This window comes from Flavobacterium sp. TAB 87 (assembly GCF_001529295.1).
GTDB lineage: Bacteria > Bacteroidota > Bacteroidia > Flavobacteriales > Flavobacteriaceae > Flavobacterium.
The window spans coordinates 85,590-110,340 of record NZ_LLWK01000030.1 but is presented as its reverse complement, the minus strand read 5'-3'; the positions used below and the strand labels follow the sequence as shown (position 1 = coordinate 110,340).

Annotated in this window: 25 protein-coding genes; 19 read left to right on the top strand and 6 right to left on the bottom strand. The window is 32.9% G+C overall.

Annotation, left to right across the window (positions count from 1 at the left end; genetic code table 11):
* Positions 1-699, bottom strand: coding sequence for a LytTR family DNA-binding domain-containing protein (locus AP058_RS03385; RefSeq protein WP_066306913.1), 699 nt, complete (start codon positions 697-699; stop codon positions 1-3).
* 181 nt (positions 700-880) lie between these two features.
* Between AP058_RS03385 and rpsF the strand changes: the two genes are divergently transcribed.
* The 4 genes from rpsF to AP058_RS03365 all read left to right on the top strand — a co-directional run bounded on the left by rpsF (position 881) and on the right by AP058_RS03365 (position 2,600).
* Positions 881-1,222 carry a 30S ribosomal protein S6 gene (rpsF, locus tag AP058_RS03380; RefSeq protein WP_066306911.1) on the top strand — a complete coding sequence of 114 codons (342 nt, stop codon included), beginning with the start codon at positions 881-883 and terminating at the stop codon, positions 1,220-1,222.
* A 5-nt stretch (positions 1,223-1,227) separates the two neighbouring features.
* The gene (gene rpsR / locus AP058_RS03375; RefSeq protein WP_066306910.1) at positions 1,228-1,524 is read left to right on the top strand and encodes a 30S ribosomal protein S18; all 297 of its coding nucleotides are present in this window, start codon (positions 1,228-1,230) and stop codon (positions 1,522-1,524) included.
* A gap of 66 nt (positions 1,525-1,590) precedes the next feature.
* Positions 1,591-2,028, top strand: coding sequence for a 50S ribosomal protein L9 (gene rplI, locus AP058_RS03370; RefSeq protein ID WP_066306909.1), 438 nt, complete (start codon positions 1,591-1,593; stop codon positions 2,026-2,028).
* A gap of 98 nt (positions 2,029-2,126) precedes the next feature.
* Complete coding sequence (locus AP058_RS03365) at positions 2,127-2,600, top strand: DUF6495 family protein (protein WP_066306908.1); 474 nt, start codon at positions 2,127-2,129, stop codon at positions 2,598-2,600.
* A 59-nt stretch (positions 2,601-2,659) separates the two neighbouring features.
* Here the strand turns inward: AP058_RS03365 and AP058_RS03360 are convergent, their stop codons facing one another.
* Genes AP058_RS03360 through AP058_RS03350 form a run of 3 tightly spaced genes read right to left on the bottom strand, consistent with a single transcriptional unit; the run spans position 2,660 to position 7,065 of the window.
* Complete coding sequence (locus tag AP058_RS03360) at positions 2,660-5,122, bottom strand: YbcC family protein (RefSeq protein WP_066306907.1); 2,463 nt, start codon at positions 5,120-5,122, stop codon at positions 2,660-2,662.
* Between the two features lie 51 nt (positions 5,123-5,173).
* On the bottom strand, positions 5,174-6,748 hold the full coding sequence (locus AP058_RS03355; protein WP_066306906.1) for a proton-conducting transporter membrane subunit: 1,575 nt from the start codon (positions 6,746-6,748) through the stop codon (positions 5,174-5,176).
* 11 nt (positions 6,749-6,759) lie between these two features.
* The gene (locus AP058_RS03350; protein ID WP_066306905.1) at positions 6,760-7,065 is read right to left on the bottom strand and encodes a hypothetical protein; all 306 of its coding nucleotides are present in this window, start codon (positions 7,063-7,065) and stop codon (positions 6,760-6,762) included.
* A gap of 100 nt (positions 7,066-7,165) precedes the next feature.
* On the opposite strand from AP058_RS03350, the gene AP058_RS03345 reads away from it, so the two are divergent.
* The 3 genes from AP058_RS03345 to AP058_RS03335 all read left to right on the top strand — a co-directional run bounded on the left by AP058_RS03345 (position 7,166) and on the right by AP058_RS03335 (position 10,956).
* A complete protein-coding gene (locus tag AP058_RS03345; RefSeq protein ID WP_066306904.1) occupies positions 7,166-8,059 on the top strand; it encodes a LysR family transcriptional regulator in 894 nt (297 codons plus the stop codon).
* A 191-nt stretch (positions 8,060-8,250) separates the two neighbouring features.
* Positions 8,251-10,251, top strand: coding sequence for an NAD-dependent DNA ligase LigA (gene ligA / locus AP058_RS03340; RefSeq protein ID WP_066306902.1), 2,001 nt, complete (start codon positions 8,251-8,253; stop codon positions 10,249-10,251).
* Positions 10,252-10,956 (top strand): lysoplasmalogenase family protein, encoded by a 705-nt coding sequence (locus tag AP058_RS03335; protein WP_066306901.1) that lies wholly within the window; start codon positions 10,252-10,254, stop codon positions 10,954-10,956.
* Here the strand turns inward: AP058_RS03335 and AP058_RS03330 are convergent.
* Both AP058_RS03330 and AP058_RS03325 read right to left on the bottom strand, forming a co-directional pair.
* The gene (locus AP058_RS03330) at positions 10,942-11,853 is read right to left on the bottom strand and encodes a bifunctional UDP-sugar hydrolase/5'-nucleotidase (protein WP_066306899.1); all 912 of its coding nucleotides are present in this window, start codon (positions 11,851-11,853) and stop codon (positions 10,942-10,944) included. The two genes, AP058_RS03335 and AP058_RS03330, sit on opposite strands and share 15 nt — an antisense overlap.
* 114 nt (positions 11,854-11,967) lie before the next feature.
* Positions 11,968-12,750, bottom strand: a complete 783-nt coding sequence (locus AP058_RS03325; RefSeq protein WP_066306898.1) for a 5'-nucleotidase C-terminal domain-containing protein — start codon at positions 12,748-12,750, stop codon at positions 11,968-11,970.
* A 113-nt stretch (positions 12,751-12,863) separates the two neighbouring features.
* Between AP058_RS03325 and AP058_RS03320 the strand changes: the two genes are divergently transcribed.
* The 12 genes from AP058_RS03320 to AP058_RS03265 all read left to right on the top strand — a co-directional run bounded on the left by AP058_RS03320 (position 12,864) and on the right by AP058_RS03265 (position 24,749).
* Positions 12,864-13,316, top strand: coding sequence for a hypothetical protein (locus tag AP058_RS03320; RefSeq protein WP_157492597.1), 453 nt, complete (start codon positions 12,864-12,866; stop codon positions 13,314-13,316).
* A 10-nt stretch (positions 13,317-13,326) separates the two neighbouring features.
* Entirely contained in the window at positions 13,327-14,205 is an 879-nt protein-coding gene (gene dapA / locus AP058_RS03315; protein ID WP_066306895.1) for a 4-hydroxy-tetrahydrodipicolinate synthase, read from the top strand.
* A 140-nt stretch (positions 14,206-14,345) separates the two neighbouring features.
* A complete protein-coding gene (locus AP058_RS03310; RefSeq protein ID WP_066306894.1) occupies positions 14,346-15,140 on the top strand; it encodes an outer membrane protein assembly factor BamD in 795 nt (264 codons plus the stop codon).
* 9 nt (positions 15,141-15,149) lie between these two features.
* On the top strand, positions 15,150-15,467 hold the full coding sequence (locus tag AP058_RS03305; RefSeq protein WP_066306893.1) for a DNA-directed RNA polymerase subunit omega: 318 nt from the start codon (positions 15,150-15,152) through the stop codon (positions 15,465-15,467).
* 7 nt (positions 15,468-15,474) lie between these two features.
* Positions 15,475-16,686 (top strand): bifunctional phosphopantothenoylcysteine decarboxylase/phosphopantothenate--cysteine ligase CoaBC, encoded by a 1,212-nt coding sequence (gene coaBC, locus AP058_RS03300; protein WP_066306944.1) that lies wholly within the window; start codon positions 15,475-15,477, stop codon positions 16,684-16,686.
* Entirely contained in the window at positions 16,679-17,563 is an 885-nt protein-coding gene (locus AP058_RS03295) for a DUF4835 family protein (RefSeq protein ID WP_066306890.1), read from the top strand. The genes coaBC and AP058_RS03295 overlap by 8 nt, the downstream gene beginning before the upstream one ends.
* Positions 17,564-17,612: 49 nt before the next feature.
* Positions 17,613-19,265 (top strand): DNA repair protein RecN, encoded by a 1,653-nt coding sequence (recN, locus tag AP058_RS03290; protein ID WP_066306942.1) that lies wholly within the window; start codon positions 17,613-17,615, stop codon positions 19,263-19,265.
* Between the two features lie 104 nt (positions 19,266-19,369).
* Entirely contained in the window at positions 19,370-20,560 is a 1,191-nt protein-coding gene (fabV, locus tag AP058_RS03285) for an enoyl-ACP reductase FabV (RefSeq protein ID WP_066306889.1), read from the top strand.
* Between the two features lie 16 nt (positions 20,561-20,576).
* On the top strand, positions 20,577-21,386 hold the full coding sequence (locus tag AP058_RS03280) for an enoyl-ACP reductase (RefSeq protein ID WP_066306888.1): 810 nt from the start codon (positions 20,577-20,579) through the stop codon (positions 21,384-21,386).
* Positions 21,387-21,509: 123 nt separating this feature from the next.
* Positions 21,510-22,508: a glycosyltransferase family 2 protein gene (locus AP058_RS03275; RefSeq protein WP_066306887.1), complete on the top strand. Its 999-nt coding sequence runs from the start codon at positions 21,510-21,512 to the stop codon at positions 22,506-22,508.
* Between the two features lies 1 nt (position 22,509).
* Positions 22,510-23,106 (top strand): dephospho-CoA kinase, encoded by a 597-nt coding sequence (gene coaE, locus AP058_RS03270; RefSeq protein ID WP_066306885.1) that lies wholly within the window; start codon positions 22,510-22,512, stop codon positions 23,104-23,106.
* A gap of 59 nt (positions 23,107-23,165) precedes the next feature.
* Positions 23,166-24,749 carry a sensor histidine kinase KdpD gene (locus AP058_RS03265; protein WP_066306883.1) on the top strand — a complete coding sequence of 528 codons (1,584 nt, stop codon included), beginning with the start codon at positions 23,166-23,168 and terminating at the stop codon, positions 24,747-24,749.
* Positions 24,750-24,751 lie beyond the last annotated feature (2 nt).

Here is a 24,751-nt window from a genome sequence, read left to right as displayed (position 1 = left end):
TTAGTTTGATGTAGAGAGAGCTCTAACTAAATCTTCTTTTTTATTTCGGCTCAGCGGTATTTTAGTGATGCCAATTTCTGCAAACTTACTATTAAAGCGCTCAACTTTATCTATATTAATAATATACGATTTGTGTACACGAATAAATTTATCCTTGGATAAGTCTTTTTCAAATGATTTCATTGTCGAAAGAACCAAGTTGCTATCGTCTTCGGTCACCACACGTACATAATCACCGAAAGCCTCAATCCATTTTATTTTTGAAGTGAAAATCTTCAATTTTTTAAGATTGCTTTTAATGAAAATATGTTCGCCTTCTTCTTCTTTGGTTTCTGTACGCAATAAATACAAATCAATAGCGCGTTTTACAGAGGCATTAAAGCGGTCCACTGCGATCGGTTTTTGCAAATAATCCGTAGCATCATAATCAAAAGCTTTCATCGCATATTCTGCTTTGGAAGTAATGAAAATAATCTGAGGTTTGGACTTTAAACCATCTAAGAAATCAAATCCATTAATTACAGGCATCTCAATATCCAAAAATATTAAGTCTACATTATTTAGTGAGATGCAACTTTTTGCTTCAATTGCATTAGAAAAATCCCCTATCAAATGTAAATTAGTATGATTGTTGACAAGCTTTGCAATAATGGTCCTTTGAATAGAACTATCATCTACAACGACACAATTTAACTTCATATGATTAATTTAAGCTAGTAATTAAATAGGATAATTACATGTAAATATAATGTTTAAAATTTAAAAGAGAAATTTTTGTCGGCTTTATTTCGTATTTCATCGAATAATTCTTATTTGATAGTGGTTTATATAAAATTTATTATTACTTTTGCAGCCAAATTAACAAATAAATACATTATTTATGAATCATTATGAAACTGTTTTCATTTTAAATCCCGTTTTATCTGAAGTTCAGGTAAAGGAAACAGTAAGCAAATTTGAAGATTTTCTTACTAGTAGAGGAGCTGAAATGGTATCTAAAGAGGATTGGGGTCTGAAAAAAATGGCTTACGAAATCCAGAACAAAAAAAGTGGTTTTTATCACTTATTTGAATTTAAAGTATCAGGAGAAGTTTTAATCGCTTTTGAAACTGAATTTAGACGTGACGAAAGAATTATGCGTTTCTTAACTGTAAGTTTAGATAAACACGCTATTTCTTGGGCGGAAAGAAGAAGAGTAAAACTTAAATCTCAAAAAGCTTAATTAGTATGGCATCAATAGAACAATCTGCAAAAGGAAAAAAAGACGGAGATATCAGATATCTTACTCCTTTAAATATAGAGACTAACAAACAAAAGAAATATTGTCGTTTCAAAAAATCTGGAATCAAATACATCGATTTTAAAGATGCTGATTTCTTATTGAAGTTTGTAAATGAGCAAGGAAAAATTCTTCCTCGTCGTTTAACAGGTACTTCATTGAAATACCAAAGAAAAGTTTCTGTGGCTGTAAAAAGAGCACGTCACTTAGCTTTAATGCCATACGTGGCGGATTTATTAAAATAATCAATACTAATTGGTTGTTGGTTTTCTGAAAGATGAAACCTAACTTCTATAAAAAAGGACAACAACATGGAACTTATTTTAAAACAAGACGTTCAAAACTTAGGGTTTAAAGACGATGTGGTTAATGTTAAAAACGGTTACGGACGTAACTTTTTAATACCACAAGGATTTGCTCATATGGCAACACCTTCTGCAAAGAAAGTATTGGCTGAAAACCTAAAACAAAGAGCGCACAAAGAAGCAAAAATTGTTGATGATGCTAAGAAAATAGCTGAAGCAATTAAAGCTATCGAAATTAAGATCACTGCAAAAGCAGGTGGAGAAAAATTATTCGGTTCAATCACGAATATTGATATCGCTGCAGCTTTAGCAAAAGGTGGACAAGAAATTGATAGAAAATTCATCACAAGCGGAATCGTTAAACGTACAGGTAAATATACTGCAAACGTACGTTTACACAGAGATGTAATAGTTGAATTACCTTACGAAATTGTTGCTGAATAGTAGTAATTTTAGTTTATATAATGAAATCCCGATGTATGTCGGGATTTTTTTTGTACTTTTTTTTAGAAATTTGATTTCTATTAATAAAATTTTTCACAATGAAATACGCAAGACTTACAAAAGAACAATTTGATGAATTACATACTGAATTTGCTACTTTTTTAGCAAGTCAATCCATTGATAAGGGTGAATGGGATTCTATAAAAGAAAATAAACCCGAAGTTGCTGAACAGGAATTAGATGTTTTCTCTGATTTAGTTTGGGAAGGAGTACTTTCGAGAGCACAGTTTTTAGAGCACTTTTCAAAGAATCACATTTTTTTATTTGAGTGTTTTGAAACCGACATAAAATCGATTGTATTGAAATCTTTGGTTCCAGAAGTTGATTTTCTAACGAAGGAAGGTTTACAATGGTTAAGCGACAATATGTTTACGGATACTATAGAAATGAAGATTGGTAAAAAAGTCTTTACTGAAGAACGCAATAATTCTATTTTTCAACTGATTCAACAAGGTGCTTTTTTAACCGATGGTAAGTTGTTTACTCAGATTAATACGATCGTAGAATCATAAATATTTAAATTAAAAAGACCGTTTTTGAATTCAAATACGGTCTTTTTTATAGTGATATTTTATATCGTTTCCCAATTTAAATTACCGGTATATCTATTACTAATTTTACCGTCTTCATTCATTTGTAGTAATTTAAGCCAGCCATTATCAACCAAATTACGGACCAATTTATTCTGTTCAATTACTTGGTTAAGAGATTCTATTTTTGCTTCTATTATCACGTTTAAAATTGTTGGATTATGTTGCAAATAATTGCCGTCACTTATAGATTGCATTGGTAAACCAGTTCTTAGATCTCCGCTAAATCCTTCGATTACACCTATTCCTGCAGTAATGTTGTGTAAGGTTTTGTTTCCAGATCCTAGTTTTTTATTATCTACGGTGGAGGCGTAATATTGTAAACTAATCCAGCTCGTTACGACCATTGGAGCAGTCATAATCGCCTGAAGTATTTTGTTTTCAGTATCTTTTTCACAGTCGTACGTGTGTAAAAAAACTTTACCATTTAGGTTTAGATTTTTTGTTCTTTGCTGTTTACCGATCAAGAAAGCAGAGCAACCAGCCAATCCCCATTCGGGACGAACTTGAGACCAGTCTCTACTTCTTTGAGTAACATTTTTGTTTTCGGTTGACATTCTGATGGCACGTTCTGTACGAGTTACTCCAGTTGCTGTTTGTAAATTAGTTTTTAATGATTTAAATAATTGCTCATGACTGCTGCTCAAATCGTCCTCATTAAATATTGAAATTTGATCAGTCGTTGTATTGTGCAGACAAGCTACAAACACAGTGCTTTCAGGAATGTTTATATTTGACTTTTTTAACTGTGATCTTACGTATTGATTATTGAAGACGCTTGCGGCAACCTTTGCATTCGCTTCTCCCGTATGACCACCACAAGCACCACAGTGCAAGGCAGATCCGTATGGATTATTTGTTGTACTCGATCCATGACCAACTAATAGTACTAATTTTCCAAAGTTTTCAGTGAGAGACATCGCCGTTAACGCGTTTTTAGCCATTTCAACTTGTGTATCTAACGAAATGCCGAGATTTGTTTGAATTTTTGAATTGTCTTGCAAACTAATTACAGTCAATTTTCTACTTCGTCCTGAAAAAAATCCTTTAGCGAAATGAGATAATTTGAAGGTTTCAAAAATTAATTTTGGAATGTAAAGCAAACCAAGCGGACTGACAAAGACGAAGCAACTAACGGCTCCTGATTTAAATGTTTTCCATAAACTTGCAATCTCTTGTTTTATTTTTAATCGCTTTACTGTTTTGTTATTAGTGTTGTTTTCTTTTATTTTTTCAAAAACAGTGAGTTGTGGTTTAATTAACACTGGAGTTTGCGCTTTGGTTTTATCTTTTCCAAGTGGCAAAAGATTTACGGGAAAGCCAAAGAATCCAGCAAAACCAAATGTCTGAATTTTGCTATCTGTCTTTTCTAAATTTCTTCTAAATATTTCGGATCGTACGTCAATACAAAAAATGGCTTGAACTTCTTTTTCTTTCTCGGTTTCAACTGTAGTTTTTGTAGCATTAATTACACTAATTATCTTTCTTTGTTCCGAAAAATTAAAGGCTTCTTGCAATAGTATTGTATTCGCCACTGTTCCATCGATAATAGCTTCTTCTTTAATACTCGCAAGATTCAGTTTATTTTGTTTCCATTTATCTTCTAAATTTTCATTTTTTAAAGATAAATAGGTACATAATTCCCAGCTTACTAATACTGCTAATAATTGGGTTACTTGATTTGATTCTTTCGAATCTAATTTTGCATCATAATCAATTCTAGCAGCAAAACCAGCCCAACCGTTTAAGCTTAAAAGTAGGCGTTGCAAGTAGTAAGAAGCAGCTGTACTTTTTAATCCGAATTCATTTAGTACATATTCAATGGTCTCTGTTGGTTGATCTGGTAGGTTTTGTAGCTGTTTTCTAAAACTTTTTAAACCTGCAATTTCTGGCGTTTTATCAATTAAGGCTTCTCTTTTCCAGGAGGTAAATAAGTTCTTGTTTTTAGTTAAGCTACTTAGTTGCGCTTGTCCGTTGTCGAAGTAAGAGGCACACCACAAAGAAATTCTTTGGATCGCAAATCGTTCCCATTCGACATTGGTTGTTTGACTAACTAGTTGGATAGCGGTTGCAATAGAAGGTAAAACAGATTTTTTAGAGGAAGATCTATATAAATTTTCTAAAAATATTTCTGCATTTTTATACTGATTTGCATTGCTGCTTTGTAACGCTTTTTCAACGTCTTTTAATACTATTTCTTTTTTTTCTATTTTATCCAAATAAAAATTAATGGGCATTGTAGAGTCTATGTTGGCGAGATAGGAAAGCTCTTGAGCGACAATTGAGAATTTTTTATCTACATTTCCGAGATATGGATTGACGGCTACAAAATTTTCAAGCGACCATAAAGGCGCTATTCTTTGACAAGCTTCAGCAATTATTTGATCTAAGGTAATATTTTGAATAGCGGGAATACTCGTCAAAGTTTCTTCGATTGTTTGCATTTTTTTCTTTTTAAGGTTTGGTTAATCGTTGTTTTATTTAGGACTTTGCTATTAATTTTTAGTGGAGTTGAGCGCACCAACCAATTTGTCAAATACAGTATTAGTGTAAAAGCCATTTTTTAGATGTACTGAAAAGCGTATATAATTTTCATTCTTTTGAAGTAATGGAGTAATCGACTGAAGAAATACTGCAGCCACAAAACCTGATAGTATTAGTGTTGCTGCTATTATTTGCATCCAATTTAAAGCAGTAGCTATAGGAAGGTCATCGGAGAATATGGTCTGAGCGAAAAACTCTCCATAATGAAAAGCGATCCAAATAAAACCAGCAGTTATTGCTGTTATAAAGATTAATTGTATAGAATGTTTGCGTATAAATGCGTCAAGAATTAATTTGCTCAACCCCAAGAGTACGATGCCAGTCAAAATTAAAACTGCAGTACTTGCTTGATAATTAGTTTTTATAGATTCTAAAAGAACGGTAATTAACGCAAGGCAAGACAAATAAACCAGGATAATTTGAGTTAAACTTCGGTCAATTTGGGTATTATTTTTCTTTGGATCATTTTCAAATAAATTTCCAGAGGATAAAAAAGCATGCGCTTTATAAAAGGAGTGTGCAACCATGTGTAGCATTGCGGCAGAGTAAAAACCAATTCCGCAAAGAAAAAGACTAAAGCCCATGTGGGCTACGCTAGAGTATACAAGTGCTGTTTTTATGGATGTTTGAGTTAAATACACACTCGATGCAAAAAGAGCAGTAAAGCCACCAATAACTATTAATAGAATGCTTGCGAATTGTGAGGTTTCAATTATAAAAGCCATTCGTATTACTAAAAAAGGACCAGCATTAAGTAAACCTGCATGCAATATTGCCGAAACTGGAGTGGGTGTTTCCATAACTTCAGTGAGCCAACCATGAGTAGGAAATTGTGCCGATTTAAACAAAGCTGCGATTACTAGTAAACATGCGGCGCATCCAATAGTAAGAGGAGTCATTTGGTTTATTGCAAGTGGTTTCGTTTGTTGAAAAAGCTCTTCTAAATTTCCAGTTTTAAAAGTGTCATACAATAATGCTAAACCAACAAAGAGAGCGAGGTCTGCTAACCTAGCTACAAGAAATTTTTTGTGAGCAGCAATTTTGGCTAAAACTCGGTCTGGATAATATAGTAATAGTCTGTTTAAAAACACACTAGTTAATACCCACGATATAAATAAAATACCGATGTTCCCTGAAATAATTAATAATTGAACGGCACCAATAGTTGCTGCTAAACGGGCGAAGAATAATCCTTGATTTTTATCCCCATCAAGATAATTGTTGCTAAATTTTACAATTACATAACTTAAAAAACCAACCATCACAAACATACAAGCTGCGATTGAATCTAATCTAAAACTTATGCCAATAGAATTATATCCAATAAAATCAGTTTGCATTAATCCGTTTTGGTAAACTAAAACAACAGAATAAATTGAAATTAGAAAGTAAAATAACGCGGCAGTATTTGTGGTTTTCTTTAAAAAATTAGGAGTACCAAAATAGGGAAAAGCACTTAGCAATGCAATGATGAAAAAAAATAAGGGAGAAAAGAGAAGTAAGGATAGAAGTATATTTTCAGACATGATTTATTATTTTAAAGTGTAATTATTGAACTCGGTACAATTGATATTGTAGCTTTGATATCTAAAAGCTCATTAGAAGCTTTTGCGTTTTTTAGATAGCGGTTTAATGCTTTTCGATGAGATGCTAGTGTAGCGATTCTTTGTGGGGAATTTTCGTTACTAATTCCAAAACGGATGAGTTCACTAAAATTCCGAATTTCATGAAAGTCAATTTTTTTCTGAATAATGTGATTGATAATCTCCATTGTTTCTTGCGGCAAAAAAGTTCCATTGATTAAATCGAATGTAATTTTGTTCTCGTTTGTTTTTTGTTCCATTTCGAAAATTTTAAATTGTGACTATTTTTTTTTACAAAGGTCATGGATAGTGATTATATATTTTTATTTATATTTGTTATGTTATGTATAAAAATATTTTATGAATTATACGATTCACCAATTACAGATTTTTTTAAAAGTTGTTCAAAAATTGAGCATTACCAAAGCTGCAGAAGAGCTATTTATGACTCAACCTGCCGTTTCTATTCAACTGAAAAATTTGCAAGATCAATTTGATATTCCTCTTACAGAGGTTATAGGTCGACAATTATATGTCACAGAATTTGGAAAAGAAATTGCTGTAATTGCAGAAAGAGTGATCGAGGAACTCGAAAATATTAACTATAAAACCATCGAGTACAAAGGAATGCTCAAGGGAAAACTGGTTATTTCATCGGCATCGACCGGGAAATATGTAATTCCATTTTTCTTGTCGGGCTTTTTAGAAAACAATCCTGGAATAGATTTAGTTTTGGACGTTACCAATAAAAGCATGGTAATTGAAAGTTTAAAAAATAATTTGATTGAATTTGCATTGGTTTCTCAATTGCCTGAGAAATTAAATATTGAAGAAGAATTATTGGTAGACAATAAATTATATCTTGTGGGTAATGAGCCAGAACGCGCTAAGGATAAACCACTTATTTATAGAGAAGAAGGATCTGCGACACGAATGGCAATGGAAAAGTACTTTAACGATAGTAAAGGAAAACAAAGAAAACAGATTGAATTATCTACCAATGAAGCGGTAAAACAAGCCGTTATTGCGGGTTTAGGCTATTCTATAATGCCGTTAATTGGTTTGCAAAATGAATTAATGCAAGAGCAGGTATTTATTCTTCCAGCCAAAAAAACACCTATTGTGACACAATGGAGATTAATTTGGTTGAAAGAAAAAAAATTATCACCAGTTGCCAAAGCTTTTTTGGAATTCGTTCGTTCAGAAAAACAATCGATTTTACAAAAGAATTTTGATTGGTACAATAAATACTAAAATCTTAAGCAATAGCAATCCTTAAAGTGCTTTTTTTAGGTTTTAATAAAGTTTTAAAGCAAGTAATCCAAAATTAGTCGTTTGAAAATAATGAGTAAAGATTGATCAATTCAATGTGGTAGAATTTTAATTTAGTTATTTTTGTTTAAAGAAAATTTATAGTTTTAATCTTCAATTTCAGCATATCATTTATGGAAATCCAAAAACAAATTCAGGCATTGCGAGACGAATTAAATTTGCACAATTATAATTACTATGTATTGGATAATGCGACGATTACTGACTTTGATTTTGATGCGAAATTGAAAGAACTAGAAGTATTAGAGAAAGAAAACCCAAGATTTTTTGATGCAAATTCGCCAACGCAACGTGTAGGAGGTACCATTACAAAGAATTTTATAACAGTACCGCATGAGTACCGAATGTATTCTTTAGATAATTCTTATTCAAAAGAAGATTTGCAAGATTGGGAAAATAGGATCCAGAAGGTTTTAGGAAATGTTACTCTGCAATATACGTGCGAATTAAAGTACGATGGCGCATCGATTAGTATAACTTACGAAAATGGGAAATTAACGCGTGCTGTTACGCGTGGTGATGGTTTTCAGGGTGACGATGTGACCAATAATATTAAAACGATAAAATCGGTTCCTTTACTTTTAAAAGGCACTAACTATCCTGATAAATTTGATATTAGAGGAGAAATTATTTTACCCTTTGCTGGATTTGAAAAAATGAATCAGGAATTGGTTGAAATTGGAGAAGCCCCGTATTCCAATCCGAGAAACACAGCATCAGGAAGTTTAAAGTTACAAGATAGTGCCGAAGTGGCTAGACGACCATTAGAGTGCTTGCTGTATTTTGTTATAGGAGAAAAATTACCGTTTAATTCTCAATTTGAGGGATTAGTTTCCGCTCGTAATTGGGGTTTCAAAGCGCCTAAAGAGGCAAGACTAGCAAGTAATTTAGCTGAAGTTTTTGATTTTATTGATTATTGGGACCTACATCGACACGAATTGCCATATGAAACAGATGGAGTAGTGGTAAAGGTAAATAGTATTCAACAGCAAGAAGAGTTGGGATATACGGCAAAATCGCCACGTTGGGCAATGGCTTACAAGTTTAAAGCAGAGCGAGTTTCGACAGAACTAAATTCTATCTCCTATCAAGTCGGGCGCACGGGAGCTATTACGCCTGTTGCCAATTTGAGTCCAGTACAATTGGCTGGAACTGTGGTAAAAAGAGCTTCGTTGCACAATGCTGATCAAATAGAAAAACTAGATATTAGAGTGGGAGATACTGTTTTTGTTGAAAAAGGCGGTGAAATTATCCCTAAAATTATCGCGGTTGATCTCGAAAAAAGACCCGAAAATACATTACCAACAGTCTACATAACAAACTGTCCAGAATGCGAAACGGAATTGATTCGAAATTCTGGAGAAGCCAATCACTACTGTCCAAACTTTTATGGATGTCCACCACAAATTATTGGTAGAGTTCAGCATTTTATTTCGCGTAAAGCGATGGATATCGAAGGTTTGGGTGGAGAAACTGTTGCATTGTTGTTTAATAATAATCTCGTTCACAATTACGCCGACTTATACGAATTGTCAGTAGAGCAAATTTTACCATTGGAACGAATGGCGCAGAAGTCTGCCGAAAACTTGGTAAAAGGAGTAGAGCAGTCTAAAAATATTGCGTTTGAAAGAGTTTTATACGCTTTAGGTATTCGATTTGTTGGGGAAACTGTAGCCAAAAAGTTAGCCAAACATTATAAAAATATTGATGCACTAAGTCACGCAACTTTAATGGATTTAGTTTTGGTGGATGAAATTGGAGAACGGATTGCACAAAGTGTTCTTGATTTCTTTGCAAATGAGCAAAATATAGGTACGATTGACAGATTGAAAAGTTATGGTTTACAGTTTGAAGTTGTAGAAAAAATAAATCTAAATGCGACTAATAAACTAGACGGAAAAATATATGTTGTTTCAGGTGTATTTACTTTGTTTTCGCGAGATGAACTCAAAAGAGCAATCGAAGACAATGGTGGTAAAATAGGAAGTTCTATTTCATCAAAAACGGATTATGTTATTGCAGGAGATAATATGGGACCCGCAAAATTAGAAAAAGCCAACAAGCTGAATATAACAATTTTGAGTGAGCAAGATTTTATGAACCACATTAGTTAAATGAAACCCAATCAGCCGTCGCTAGTACTGTTTTTCGGAACGATTATTTTAACGATTATTTTTGAAATTTTCTTTCAAAACAGATTGCCGATCATTTATTTGAAATCAATGGCTGTGCCCTTGATGTTTATTTATTTTTTAATCAGTAACAAATACAAAATCACATGGTTTCAAGCCGTTATTTTTATCTGTTGCTTTGTGGGAGACGTAGTAATTGTTCTAAATCCAGCGTATTCAAGTTTAGGTTCGATGTATTGTTTTATGGCAGTTTATATGCTGCTGTTGGTCCACGTTTTAAAAAACTTTAAAAGAGTGAGAGTCCGAAAAATAGATGTAGTTCCTATTTTGATTGTGGTCTCTTTTGTTGTCTTTTTACTTTTTTCCATTTTAAAAATGACCATTAATGATACTCAAACCGACATGTTTCTATTATATGTGGTTTACGGTATTGTTTTATGCACAATGAGTTGTGTATGCTTTATTAATCATATTATTAGGCCAACTGCTGCACATCTTTTTATAACGTTAACAGCGATTTGTTTTATTTTGTCAGATATGTTCTTTGTTTTTAACGAATTTTATCATGACTTATTAATTTTTAGAATAATCAGAAATAGCACTCAATCACTGGCCTATTATTTTATGGTACGTTATTTTTTACTGAAGAAAAAAGAGGTAAAAAGTGACGATTTAAACCACAATTGATTTTCCCTCGGCAATTTTATTCTTGTTTCTATCAAAATAAAAATCGATACGACCTAAATTGATACCGTAGCAACCTACTTGATTTACTAAAACTTCGTTTCCAACTTTGTTTTTTACGATGGCAGGCTTTTCCAGAAATGTGTGCGTATGTCCACCAATAATAATGTCAATATCTTCGGTTAATTCGGCTAATTTTAAGTCGCAAATTTTAGGATCATCGTTTCTGTATTTATATCCTAAGTGAGAAAGACAGACTACTAGGTCACACTTTTCCTGCTTTTTTAGAATGGCCACCATATCCTGCGCAATCTCTATAGCATCGTTGTAAACTGTTTCTTTATACATGCGCTTGTCAACCAATCCTTCCAATTCAATTCCGAGACCAAATACGCCAATTTTTAGACCTTGCTTGTGAAACACTTTATACGGTTTAACCAATCCGTTCATTACTGTGTTGGTAAAATCGTAATTAGAACAAATAAAATCAAATTTTGCATGCGGCATTTGTGCAAGCAAACCATCAACACCATTGTCAAAATCATGATTTCCAATAGTTGAAGCATCGTATTGCATCATGCTCATTAGCTTAAACTCCAATTCACCGCCATAATAATTAAAATACGGAGTTCCTTGAAAAATATCACCTGCATCCAATAAAAGTACGTTTGGGTTTTCTTTTCGAATCGACTTAATCAATTCAGCTCTTCTCGCAACACCGCCCTTATTTGCGTTTCTTGGATCATCTGCTGGAAAAGGGTCAATATGACTGTGAACATCATTAGTGTGCAAAATAGTTAACTGTTTCGTTGTTGTAGAATCAAAACTACTTAGTGACAAACCTAAACCAACAAGCGCTGCGCTTGCAGTTGTTTTTTCAATAAATTCTCTTCTTTTCATGGATGTAAAATTATTTATCAGAGGTAATCTATGCTTTAGTTTTTATTTTTACTTGAGCGTGCTACTTCTATAAATGGTTTGTAGCAAACCTGGTATAAATTATAATTTGAAGTATTATTTATCTTGGATGATTCGAAGGTCTTTTTTCACTGGAATTGTGTCAACTTCTTTAAAATAATCGATAAAAATATCTCGAAGTTTATAGTCTAAATCAAATTTTTGAGTGCTTGTTTTAAAAAAATTCATTTTGTCACCGCCATTGGCTAAGTAATCGTTGGTTGCAACGTAATACGTTTTATTTTCATCGAAGGGTTGTCCTTGAATCATTATATTTTTTGCCTTCCAATCTTTAGTGATGGTAAACGTAATGCCAGATAAAGGATGTGCTTTTTTCTCAGAAATAAAGTAAGATAGCATTTCATTAATTTGAGTTCCCTTTAAGGCTAAGACCACTAAACTGTTTTCAAACGGCATTATTTCGTAAGCATTTCTTGCCGTAATATTTCCTTTGGGAAGTGATGCTCTTATTCCTCCATAATTAAGCAAGCACAAATCTATTTTTTTCTGTTCTCTTTTTTCCAAAACAATATTTCCACGATCTACGCAGGCATCAGCCATTAAATTTCCAATCGTACTTTGCCACTTGCCATCACTCTTAAGTAAATTTTCTGGACAATACGCTAAAACACTATCTAAATCGTTATTGATGTGTTCGCGGTATGGCTTAATAAAGTTTTCAATTTCAGTTGATTGTCCATAAATAGAATCAACAGGAATCAGCTTCCCTTCAATTTTTGAAATTTGATAATTCTGCTTGCTACACGATTCTAGAAAAAAAAGTGTTAAGAATATAACAAAAAGTTTCAAAAATACGTTATACTTTTTTAGTTTTACCATCTTAAATGCGGCTTAAATAATTAATTTTGTAACCTTGTAAAAGTACTATGTTTTTAAACGCTATAAAGCTTTTTTTTATAAAAAAATCGCTCAAAAGAACTTTGCACAATGACATGAAATCGAGCCGTATAAGCGAAATTCAGAATATTGGATTACTTATAGAGAATCGGAATTTGTCTTGTAAACAAGTAATTTTGGATCAATTAGTTGCAAATGGTATTAGAGAAGAAAATGTTTCTATTTTAGTATTTAAGCAAAATTTTAAAAAGAAAGAAAGCGTAAGTTTGCCTACTTGCGGCTTTAAAGATTTGAAGCTGAATGGCAGTTTTGCTGACGGATTTGTTGCAAATTTCATAGCCACTAAATTTGATTTATTAATTAGTTATTATGAGGTGGAAAATCCAGTAATGCTTTCGATTACAAAACAGTCGCAAGCTAGTTTTAAAGCAGGATTTACTTTGGAAAACTATTTTTTTAATGATATAAATGTTAAAGTAGACGTATCGAACGCTATTGGTTTTACAAATGAGCTAGTAAAGTATTTAAAAATTTTGAATAAACTATAAGTTAAGAATTATGCAATCATTAATAGGGACAGGTGTTGCGCTGGTGACTCCATTTAACAAAGATTTTTCGGTAGATACAGAAGCACTGCAACGAATTGTGAATTTTTGTGTCGATGGAGGAATTGAGTATCTTGTAATTTTGGGAACCACAGCTGAAAATGCAACTTTATCAGCAGACGAAAAAGAGCTTGTTATCACTACAGTGGTTGCTGCAAATAAAAAACGACTTACTTTGGTTTTGGGAGTTGGTGGGAACAACACGGCAGAGGTAGTAAAGGAATTAAAAACGAGAGACCTAAGTGCTTTTGAAGCTATTCTTTCTGTTTCTCCTTATTACAGTAAACCGACTCAAGAAGGCATTTACCAACATTACAAAGCTATTGCAGAAGCTTCTCCTATTCCGATAATTTTATATAATGTTCCAGGTAGAACTTCTAGCAATATGTTGCCTAAAACTGTTTTGCGCTTAGCAAACGATTTTGACAATATTGTAGCTATAAAAGAAGCAGCAGGAGATCTCGTTCAAGCAATGCAAATTTTAAAAAATAAACCAGCTCATTTCTTAGTTATTTCTGGAGATGATATGATCGCTTTACCGATGGTGTTAGCAGGAGGTGCGGGTGTTATTTCGGTAATTGGACAAGGTTTTCCAAAAGAATTTTCAGAAATGATTCGTTTAGGTTTAAATAGAAAAGTAAATGAAGCCTTTAAAATACAATATGTTTTAGACGAATGTATTGATATGATTTTTGAACAAGGAAACCCGGCCGGAATCAAAGAAGTGTTTCAATGTCTTGGTATTGCTGATAATACCGTGCGTTTGCCATTGGTAAAAGTAGAGGAAGATTTATCTCAAAGAATAGAAAAATTTGTAAAAAAGAACATTTAATACCACTAATTTTGAATGCTTTTTAATAAGCAGAAAAATATTTTGTAGTAGCTAAATTAATAACTAAATTTGCCACCGAAACTTCGGTGTGATTGCTATTGGGTAAAAAAATCCTTTAGATCATAATAAAAGTTAAGAATATGAAAAAAATAGTATGGCTGTTTGCACTTGTTGTCCTTTTAAATTCGTGTAGTGATTATCAAAAAGCACTTAAAAGTGATAATGTTGCAACTAAATTTGCTCTGGCAACAGAATTATATGAAGCGGGTAAATATAGTAAAGCGATACGACTTTTCGAACAATTAGCGCCAAGTTATAAAGGAAAGCCGCAAGCAGAAAAATTGTTTTACATGTTTTCGAAGGCCTATTACAACACGAAGCAATATTATTTAGCAGGATATCAATTTGAAAGTTTTGCTGCAGGTTACCCACGAAGTGAAAAAGTTGAAGAAGCAGCTTACTTATCAGCCAAAAGTTATTCAATGCTTTCGCCGGTATATAGTCTGGATCAAAAAGATACCTACAAAGCGATTGAGAAAACGCAAAATTTTATTGATAATTATCCAAACTCTGAATACATCGTTGAAGCCAATGCTACAATGAAAGTTTTGACAGATAAATTAGAAAAAAAGTCATTCGAAATTGCAAAGCAGTACAATACTATTTCTGATTACAAGTCGGCCTTAGTTGCTTTTGATAATTTTATTGCCGATTTTCCTGGTACTATGTATAAAGAAGATGCTTTGTTTTACAAGTATGATTCTGCTTATAAATTGGCTATCAATAGTGTTTATGATAAAATGAATGATCGTCTTAATGTTGCTAAAACTTCATATAATAATTTAATGAAGTTTAATAGTGAAACGAAATACAAAGAAAAGGCAGCAGAAATGAATGCCAGAATTGATACAGATTTAGAAAAATTTAAAATATAATTTAAAGTCATGGATTTAAAAAAGACGAATGCTCCAGTAAATACAATAACTTACAATAAAACAGTTATTGAGCAACCAACTGGTAATGTGTATGAAGCGATTACCATTATGGCTAAAAGAGCAAATCAAATTAACTCTGAGATTAAAAAAGAGTTGACTGAAAAGCTAGAAGAATTTGCGACTTATAATGATAGCCTTGAAGAAGTTTTTGAAAATAAAGAACAGATCGAAGTTTCTAAATTTTACGAAAAATTACCTAAACCACATGCTTTGTCAGTACAAGAATGGTTAGATGGTAAAACTTACTACAGAAGTTCAAATAAATAATACTATTATGTCAGTTTTAAACGGTAAGAAAGTTTTGCTAGGAATTTCTGGTGGAATTGCTGCCTATAAAACCGCCAGTTTAGTACGGCTCTTTATAAAAGCAGGTGCACATGTCCAAGTGATAATGACACCTGCTTCTAAGGATTTTGTAACCCCACTTACATTATCGACTCTTTCAAAAAATCTAGTTCATTCTTCTTTTTACAATGAAGAGGATCAAAATGCTCAATGGAACAATCACGTCGAGTTGGCATTGTGGGCCGATCTCATGGTCATTGCACCAGCTACAGCAAACACCTTATCTAAAATGGTTAGTGGTACTTGCGATAACCTATTATTAGCTACTTATTTATCGGCAAAATGTACTGTCTATTTTGCTCCGGCAATGGATTTGGATATGTATAAGCACTCATCAACTCTTGCTAATTTTTTATCCTTAGAATCATTTGGCAATGTAATTATTCCTGCTGAAAACGGAGAATTAGCTAGTGGATTATCTGGTGAAGGACGGATGGCTGAACCAGAAAATATACTTATTTTTTTAGAAAAGGATATTCAAAGTAAGCTACCATTGCGGGGAAAGAAAATTTTAATAACTGCAGGACCTACGTATGAAGCGATTGATCCAGTACGTTTTATTGGCAATCACTCGTCTGGAAAAATGGGCTATGACATTGCCAATGAAGCAGCTAATTTAGGTGCCTCGGTAATTTTGGTTTCTGGACCAACTCATTGTAAAATAACAAACAGTTCAATTGAGTTAATTTCAGTTACTTCTGCGGAAGAAATGTACGACGCTTGTCATGCTGTTTTTGATTCGGTTGATGTTGCAATTGCAGCAGCAGCAGTAGCAGATTACAGACCCAAAACAGTTGCAACTCAAAAAATTAAAAAGAGTACGGATGATTTTACAATTCAATTAGAAAAAACAAAGGACATACTTTTTTCATTGGGTCAGATTAAAAAGAATCAACTTTTGATTGGTTTTGCTTTGGAAACTGAAAATGAAATTGAGAATGCAAAGCTGAAAATTCAGAAAAAAAACTTAGATTTGATTGTTTTAAATTCGTTACAAGACGAAGGTGCTGGCTTTAAAAAAGAGACTAATAAAGTAACTTTTATTGATAAAAATTTCTTTTTAGAGCCGATGGATTTAAAACCGAAAGAAGCTGTTGCGACAGATATTTTAAACAAAGTCATTGCTTATTTTTATGAATAAATTCATTGCTGTACTAGCCTTTTTTTGTTTAGGTATTGCAAACGCGCAACAACTTAATTGTACGGTTACTATCAATACCCAAATGTTATCCAATACAAATCAGCAAGTTTATAAAACGTTAGAAACATCTATTGCCGATTTTGTAAATAATACCGATTGGACTGGTGCTGCTTTAAAGCAACATGAGAAAATTAGTTGCTCTATGTACATAACTTTAGCATCACAAAATTCAGATCAGTATTCAGGGACGATTCAAATACAGTCATCACGCTTAGTGTACAATTCGACGTACTCTTCTCCGATTTTTAATTTTAACGACAAAGATTTTAATTTTAATTATAGTGAATTTCAGAATTTATTATTTAACCCAACGACTTACGACGGTAATTTAGTATCTGTTTTGTCCTTCTATAGTTATATCATTCTAGGAATGGATGCAGATAGTTTTGCACCATTAGGAGGAAATCGCTACTTTGAAATCGCGCAAAACATTGCTAATGTTGCACAACAAGGTAGTTATAAAGGTTGGACGCAAGCTGATGGAACACAAAACAGATATTATTTAATTAATGATATGTTGGCTTCAATGTACAATGAGCTGCGTCAAACTTCGTATGCTTATAATACGGCCTTAGATTTAATGACACAAGATCAAAAAGTCGCTAAAGAAAAAATTGTTACCGCTATTTTGAATATAAAAAAGATAAATTCAGTTAAACCAAATGCCTTTTTAACTCGTGTTTTTTTTGATGCGAAATCAGATGAAATTGTTTCTATTTTTTCTGGTGGGCCTACTATTCCTATTACCGATTTAGTCGATACTTTAAATAGAGTTTCGCCCTTGAATGCAACGAAATGGTCAGAAATTAAATTTTAACGGCTTCTTGCTTTCATTTTCTTCTTACCAAAATCTTTACTTATACTATATGATTACCTCACTTTCAATAAAAAATTATGCACTTATAGAAAAATTAGCGATTAATTTTTCTACTGGATTTTCTATTATTACTGGAGAAACGGGTGCGGGAAAATCGATTATTCTTGGCGCTATTGGATTGGTTTTAGGAAAAAGAGCTGATTTAACTTCCTTGAAAAATAAAGACGAAAAGTGTATTATTGAAGCGCATTTTGACGTCTCAAAATATAATTTGCAATCTTTTTTTGAAGCGAATGATCTAGATTATGAAAATGACACTATTATAAGAAGAGAAATTCTACCTTCAGGCAAATCCCGTGCTTTTATCAATGACAGTCCTGTAAATCTGCAAGAATTGCAAGAGTTAAGCACGTTTTTAATTGACATTCACTCCCAACAACAAACGCAAGAATTATCAGACGAAGGGGTTCAGTTTAAAATCATTGACGCGATTGCTAATAATTCTGAAAGTATTACGAAATATCAAACGATACTAAAAACCTATAAAGCTGACAAAAGTAAATTGAATGCTTTGCTGAAAAGAAAAACAGAATCAGCAAAGGAGCAAGAATACAATACATTTTTACTGAGTGAATTAGTAGAAGCTAAGCTCAAGTCTGGAGAACAAGAAGAATTAGAAGAAGAGTACGAGAAATTAAACAACGTTGAAATTATAAAAGAATCCATTGATAAGTCATTGCTTCTGGCAAATGAGGAGCAATTTGGTGTTTTTCATAGTTTGAATGAAATAAAAGTAGCGTTGCAGAAAATTGCACCATTCGCGACTGAATATAATGATTTCTTGGAACGAATTTCAAGTATCACAATAGACTTTGATGACGTTTCCAAAGAGTTAGAAAGTGCTTCAGAAAAATTACTGAATGATCCTTCGAGATTGGAATTTCTAAGTCAAAAATTACAGCTAATATTTAATTTGCAAAAGAAACATCAAGTAAATTCTGTCGATGAATTAATTGAAGTTCAAAGTAAATTAGAAAGCACGGTTTTAGAGTTAGGAAGTTTAGAAGAGGATATTGTAACGTACTCCAAATTAATTGAGAGAAAAACGATTGATCTAGATAGTCTTGCAGATAAAATCCATAAAAATAGAGATAAAGCGATTCCAGTTTTATCTCAAAAGCTAGTTACAATTTTAGAAACTTTAGGAATGCCCAATGTTCGTTTTAATATGGCATTAATTCCTTCTGAAACTTATTTCACTAACGGAAAAGAAGAATTACAATTTTTATTTTCTGCCAATAAAGGAACTGATTTCGGATTACTCAAAAAAGTGGCTTCGGGTGGAGAAATGTCTCGAATTATGCTGGCTGTAAAAGCAATTTTAGCACAATATTCTAAATTACCAACACTTATTTTTGATGAAATTGACACCGGAGTCTCTGGAGAAATCGCAATTAGAATGGGCGAAATTATGAAGGAAATGAGTAAGACTATGCAAATATTTGCAATTACTCATTTGCCTCAAATTGCGGCTAAAGGTGATGCGCATTTTAAAGTATTCAAATCATCCACTGCTGACGATACACAATCTGAATTAAAATTATTAAGCCCAGAAGAACGAGTGGTAGAAATAGCGCAAATGTTATCGGGATCAGTTGTTTCTGATTCGGCTTTAAATCATGCTAAAGCGTTGTTGAACTAAAAAATTGGGCTATATTTGTCCGTTAAAAAATACGGTTTATCACTTAGTAAAAAGTGAATAAAACATAATATTTATTTTTATAAAAATTAAAATAGTTATATAGTATGATCATAGAACCAAGAATGCGCGGATTTATTTGTTTGACATCACATCCTGATGGCTGCGAGCAAAATGTTAAAAACCAAATTAAATATGTACAGTCAAAAGGTGCTATTGACGGACCTAAAAAAGTATTAGTAATTGGTGCTTCAACTGGTTTTGGATTGGCTTCAAGAATAACAAGTGCTTTTGGTTCTGATGCCGCAACTATTGGCGTTTTCTTCGAAAAACCTCCAACAGAAGGAAAGACAGCTTCACCAGGATGGTACAATTCTGCCGCTTTTGAAAAACAAGCACACCAAGCAGGTTTGTACGCTAAAAGTATCAATGGAGATGCATTCTCTAATGAAATTAAAAATCAGACGCTAGCCTTAATCAAAGCTGATTTAGGACAAGTAGATTTGATTATATATAGTTTAGCCTCACCAGTACGCCAGCACCCCACTACTGGCGTTTTACACCGTTCTACATTGAAGCCAATTGGAGGTGCTTTTTCAAATAAAACAGTAGATTTTCATACTGGAAAAGTTTCTGAAGTTTCAATTGAGCCAGCAACTGAAGAAGATATTGCCAATACCATTCAAGTTATGGGTGGAGAAGACTGGGCAATGTGGATTGATCAATTAAAAGCCGCTAATTTGTTGGCTCCTGGAGCTCAAACTGTAGCTTATTCGTATATAGGGCCATCAGTAACGGAGGCAGTTTATAGAAAAGGGACAATTGGTCGTGCAAAAGATCATTTAGAAGCAACTGCTTTTGAAATAACTGATAGTCTAAAAGACATAGATGGTAAAGCGTATGTTTCTGTAAATAAAGCATTGGTTACACAAGCGAGTTCTGCAATTCCTGTAATACCATTGTATATTTCATTGTTATATAAAATCATGAAATCAGAAGGTTTACATGAAGGTTGTATTGAGCAAATTCAGCGTTTGTTTCAAGACAGATTGTATTCAGGTAATGCAGTTCCAACAGATGATAAAGGAAGAATTCGTATTGACGATTGGGAAATGCGCGACGATGTACAAGCAAAAGTAGCAGAGTTATGGAAGCAAGCCGAAACTGAAAATTTAGGAGAACTTGGAGATTTAACGGGATATAAAAATGACTTTTTAAACTTGTTCGGATTTGCCTTTGACGGTGTAGATTACGACGCTGAGACGAATGAAGTCGTGAAGATCGAAAGTATATCTTAATTCGAAAAAAACAACAATGTATAATTTACTAAAGGGAAAAAGAGGTATTATTTTTGGTGCATTGGATGAAAATTCTATCGCATGGAAAACAGCTGAGCGCGTTTTTGAAGAAGGTGGTATATTTGTTTTAACGAATTCTCCTGCCGCAATGCGTTTGGGTTCTATTGATGCGTTGGCTATAAAAACCAACTCAAAAGTGGTTCCAGCGGACGTTACATCTGTAACAGATTTAGAAAATTTAGCTGATCAAGCGGTTGAAATTTTGGGAGGTAAAATCGATTTTGTATTGCACTCTATCGGTATGTCTGTCAATGTTAGAAAAGGCAATCATTATACGGATGAGAATTACGATTTCACTCAAAAAGGGTGGGAGGTTTCGGCCCTTTCTTTTCACAAGGTGATGCAGGTTTTGTATAAAAAAGATGCAATGAACGAATGGGGAAGTATTATTGGACTGAGTTACATGGCTGCTCAACGTGTTTTTCCTGATTACAATGACATGGCAGATAACAAAGCCTATTTAGAATCAGTAGCACGTAGCTTTGGTTATTTTTTTGGTAGAGATAAAAAAGTGCGTGTCAATACGATATCGCAATCTCCAACGCCAACAAGAGCTGGAAATGGAGTAAAAGGATTTGATGAGTTTATTTCTTTTTCTGAAAAAATGGCGCCGTTAGGAAACGCATCTGCTTTAGATTGTGCCAATTACATTGTTTCTATGTTTTCTGATCTAACTAAGAAAGTTACCTTACAGAATCTGTATCACGACGGAGGATTCTCAAACATGGGAGTAAGTCAAGCGATTTTAGAAGACTTTACTAAATAGTAATAAAATATATTTTTTGCAACAAAACCATCATCTTTTTAGGTGATGGTTTTTTTATGATATATCCTATCTTTGCGCTAAATTTTAGTAAATTATTCTAATAAATAATACCAATTATCGCATATGTTTTTCTCCTTAATTATTCCTGTTTACAATCGTCCTGACGAGGTAGATGAGCTTTTACAAAGTTTATCATCAAGTGAATATTCTAAACCATTTGAGGTAGTTTTGGTAGAAGATGGCTCGACAATTCCCTGTTTGGAAATAGCCGAAAAGTATTCGAATAAACTGAAAATTTCGTATTATTTTAAAGAGAATTCAGGACCTGGTGCTTCTCGGAATTTCGGAATGGAAAAAGCACAAGGTGATTATTTTATCATCTTTGATTCGGACTGTATTATTCCGTCCACTTATTTATTAGAAGTTGAGAAAGCTTTAAATGACAATTATGTTGATTGTTTTGGTGGTCCAGATAGAGCGTTAGATAGTTTTTCGGATATTCAAAAAGCGATCAATTTTGCGATGACTTCCTTTTTAACAACAGGCGGAATAAGAGGAGGTTCTGAAAAAATAGGAAAATTTCAGCCCCGTAGTTTTAATATGGGATTGTCTAAAAAAGCATTTGAAGCATCTAGCGGATTTGGAAATATTCACCCAGGCGAAGACCCAGATTTGACTATTCGGTTGTGGAACTTAGGTTTTGAAACTAGACTTTTTTCAGATGCCTATGTGTATCACAAACGCAGAATTGACTGGGAAAAATTTAGTATTCAAGTAAATAAATTTGGCAAAGCGCGACCTATTTTAAACAGTTGGTACCCAAAGTACAGTAAAATTACGTTCTTTTTTCCAACAATTTTTATTATTGGGTTGGTTGTTGCCGCGTTTTTAATGCTCATCAATCACGATTGGTTGCTGCAATTGTATTTTGTCTATTTTGTATTTATTTTTCTGGTTTCTACTTTTAAAAATAAAAGTTTAAAAATTGGGGCACTTTCAGTTGTGGCAGTATGGAAACAATTTTACGGTTACGGAGTTGGTTTTTTAGAATCCTTTATTAAGGTAATTGTTTTAAGAAAGAAACCGCAAGAAGCTTTTCCTAATTTATTTTTCAGAATATAATATGACAAAAATAATCGGTTTGACGGGAGGAATTGGAAGTGGCAAAACCACGATTGCTAAAATGTTTGCCGAATATGGCATTCCAATCTACATTGCAGACGATGAAGCAAAGCAGTTAATGCAGTCAGAAGAACTTGTCTCGGCTATTTTTAAAAAGTTCGGCAGCAGTATTTTTGACGATGGAAAACTAAATAGAGCCAAATTGGCCGCCATTGTTTTTAATGATGCTGAAAAACTAAAACTGTTGAACGAAATTGTACATCCCGCAGTAAAAAAGCATTTTGAAAAGTGGTTGTTGGGCCATAATGATCAATTATATGTCATTTATGAAGCAGCTATTTTGTTTGAAAGTGGACGTTATAGGGATTGTGATTACATAATTACCGTAAATGCTCCAGTGGATGTTAGAATTCAACGGGTTATGCAAAGAGATAATTCGTCAAAGGAGGAAGTTTTAAATCGGATAAATATGCAATGGAATGACCTACAACGTTCCGAAAAAAGCAATTTTGTAATCAATAACATTGATATAGTTGCGGTAAAACAAGAAATTGTTAAAATTCTTAAAATTTTAGATATTAAACAAAATGATTCTTAAATGTTAATATTTGGTTAATGCATTATTCTGTATAATGTTAAAATATTAATTTTGTTTCTATGAATAAATTATTTTTTAGAATACTAGTGCTATTAATGAGTCTCTCTTTAATAGGAATTATACTAGTTCAGGTTTATTGGTTTAATAATTCGTTTCAAAACAATGACGAACAATTCAAATTTCATGTAAAACAGGTTATTGGAGAAGTTGCGCAAAAGTTACAACAGCAAGAAGCTTATAGTTTTTACGACAAGTACAACCACATAAAAGACAGTACAGGAAAATTGCCTCAGCGAGATGATTTGTCTGAATTTTTTTATATTCAAAAAAACAGAAAGACCAATAAAACTATTGTTTACTCCAATAGCATTATAACCGAGGATTACAAAATCAACGGCTCGCTCTTTGACAAAAGATTTAATAATGAACGATTCAAAAACTTTAGCTCTAAGCGGGTTACCGAAGTTTTTAATGACAATTCAATAGATAATTCTTCTCTTGATGTAAGTGTTATTCCAGATGTGAAGATTGAGAAATCGGGTAACTTAGAAATATTAGATAATGCGCAGTTCGAAATTTTCTATAAAGACATTGCTTCTGCAATGCCAATTAATGAAAGAGTTTCATCAGATAGAGTTCAAAAATTATTGAAGAAACAATTAGAAGAGTACGGAGTAAAGACAAAATTTGAATTTGGCATTTACAGTAGTGGAATTGCTACTAAAATAAAATCGTCCAATTTTGCGTTTATTAGGGATTTAACCTATACCATTCCAGTATTTACTGATAATGAAGGAAATAGTAAATATGAGTTGATGGTCACGTTTCCTCATAAAAAACGATTCTTATTATCGGAGTTAGTTAGTATTACAATACTGTCAATTATTTTTACATTAATCATAATAATCGCGTACTCTAGTGCATTAAATCAGTTGATCCGACAACGTCATATTGATGAGATTAAAACAGATTTTATCAATAACATGACGCATGAGTTTAAAACACCCATTGCAACGATCAATTTAGCTTTGGATGCGATTAAGAATCCGAAGATTATAGATGATAAAGAAAAGGTTTTTAGGTACTTACAGATGATTCGTGATGAAAATAAGCGAATGCATGCGCAAGTAGAAAACGTTTTGCGTATATCTAAATTAGAGAAGCGAGAATTAGACATTACAAAAGATCCTGTTAATATTGAAGATATTATTAATGATGCTATTGAGCATGTAAGCTTAATATTAGAAGACAGACACGGAAAAGTAAGTACGAATTTTGGTGCTTTGAGAACAACTGCTTTGGTTAACGAAGTACATTTTACAAACGTGATCGTAAATATTTTAGAAAATGCAATAAAATACACGCCAACTGTTCCTGAGATTCAAATTTTCACAGAAAATGTTAAAGACATGATTCTGATAAAAATCAAAGATAACGGTCAAGGGATGAGTAAAGTTGCTCAGAAGCGCGTTTTTGAAAAGTTTTATAGAGAACATACAGGAGATTTACATAACGTAAAAGGACACGGTTTAGGACTGTCGTACGTAAAAAGAATAGTAGAAGATCATAATGGTCAAGTCTATGTAGAAAGCGAAAAAGGGAAGGGTAGTACCTTTATAATAAAAATACCACTAATAAATTAATA

Bases quoted from the DNA above. Each gene is read 5' to 3' on its own strand.
- AP058_RS03385 (WP_066306913.1), bottom strand. From the start codon at position 699: ATGAAGTTAAATTGTGTCGTTGTAGATGATAGTTCTATTCAAAGGACC.
- rpsF (WP_066306911.1), top strand. From the start codon at position 881: ATGAATCATTATGAAACTGTTTTCATTTTAAATCCCGTTTTATCTGAA.
- rpsR (WP_066306910.1), top strand. From the start codon at position 1,228: ATGGCATCAATAGAACAATCTGCAAAAGGAAAAAAAGACGGAGATATC.
- rplI (WP_066306909.1), top strand. From the start codon at position 1,591: ATGGAACTTATTTTAAAACAAGACGTTCAAAACTTAGGGTTTAAAGAC.
- AP058_RS03365 (WP_066306908.1), top strand. From the start codon at position 2,127: ATGAAATACGCAAGACTTACAAAAGAACAATTTGATGAATTACATACT.
- AP058_RS03360 (WP_066306907.1), bottom strand. From the start codon at position 5,122: ATGCAAACAATCGAAGAAACTTTGACGAGTATTCCCGCTATTCAAAAT.
- AP058_RS03355 (WP_066306906.1), bottom strand. From the start codon at position 6,748: ATGTCTGAAAATATACTTCTATCCTTACTTCTCTTTTCTCCCTTATTT.
- AP058_RS03350 (WP_066306905.1), bottom strand. From the start codon at position 7,065: ATGGAACAAAAAACAAACGAGAACAAAATTACATTCGATTTAATCAAT.
- AP058_RS03345 (WP_066306904.1), top strand. From the start codon at position 7,166: ATGAATTATACGATTCACCAATTACAGATTTTTTTAAAAGTTGTTCAA.
- ligA (WP_066306902.1), top strand. From the start codon at position 8,251: ATGGAAATCCAAAAACAAATTCAGGCATTGCGAGACGAATTAAATTTG.
- AP058_RS03335 (WP_066306901.1), top strand. From the start codon at position 10,252: ATGAAACCCAATCAGCCGTCGCTAGTACTGTTTTTCGGAACGATTATT.
- AP058_RS03330 (WP_066306899.1), bottom strand. From the start codon at position 11,853: ATGAAAAGAAGAGAATTTATTGAAAAAACAACTGCAAGCGCAGCGCTT.
- AP058_RS03325 (WP_066306898.1), bottom strand. From the start codon at position 12,750: ATGGTAAAACTAAAAAAGTATAACGTATTTTTGAAACTTTTTGTTATA.
- AP058_RS03320 (WP_157492597.1), top strand. From the start codon at position 12,864: ATGAAATCGAGCCGTATAAGCGAAATTCAGAATATTGGATTACTTATA.
- dapA (WP_066306895.1), top strand. From the start codon at position 13,327: ATGCAATCATTAATAGGGACAGGTGTTGCGCTGGTGACTCCATTTAAC.
- AP058_RS03310 (WP_066306894.1), top strand. From the start codon at position 14,346: ATGAAAAAAATAGTATGGCTGTTTGCACTTGTTGTCCTTTTAAATTCG.
- AP058_RS03305 (WP_066306893.1), top strand. From the start codon at position 15,150: ATGGATTTAAAAAAGACGAATGCTCCAGTAAATACAATAACTTACAAT.
- coaBC (WP_066306944.1), top strand. From the start codon at position 15,475: ATGTCAGTTTTAAACGGTAAGAAAGTTTTGCTAGGAATTTCTGGTGGA.
- AP058_RS03295 (WP_066306890.1), top strand. From the start codon at position 16,679: ATGAATAAATTCATTGCTGTACTAGCCTTTTTTTGTTTAGGTATTGCA.
- recN (WP_066306942.1), top strand. From the start codon at position 17,613: ATGATTACCTCACTTTCAATAAAAAATTATGCACTTATAGAAAAATTA.
- fabV (WP_066306889.1), top strand. From the start codon at position 19,370: ATGATCATAGAACCAAGAATGCGCGGATTTATTTGTTTGACATCACAT.
- AP058_RS03280 (WP_066306888.1), top strand. From the start codon at position 20,577: ATGTATAATTTACTAAAGGGAAAAAGAGGTATTATTTTTGGTGCATTG.
- AP058_RS03275 (WP_066306887.1), top strand. From the start codon at position 21,510: ATGTTTTTCTCCTTAATTATTCCTGTTTACAATCGTCCTGACGAGGTA.
- coaE (WP_066306885.1), top strand. From the start codon at position 22,510: ATGACAAAAATAATCGGTTTGACGGGAGGAATTGGAAGTGGCAAAACC.
- AP058_RS03265 (WP_066306883.1), top strand. From the start codon at position 23,166: ATGAATAAATTATTTTTTAGAATACTAGTGCTATTAATGAGTCTCTCT.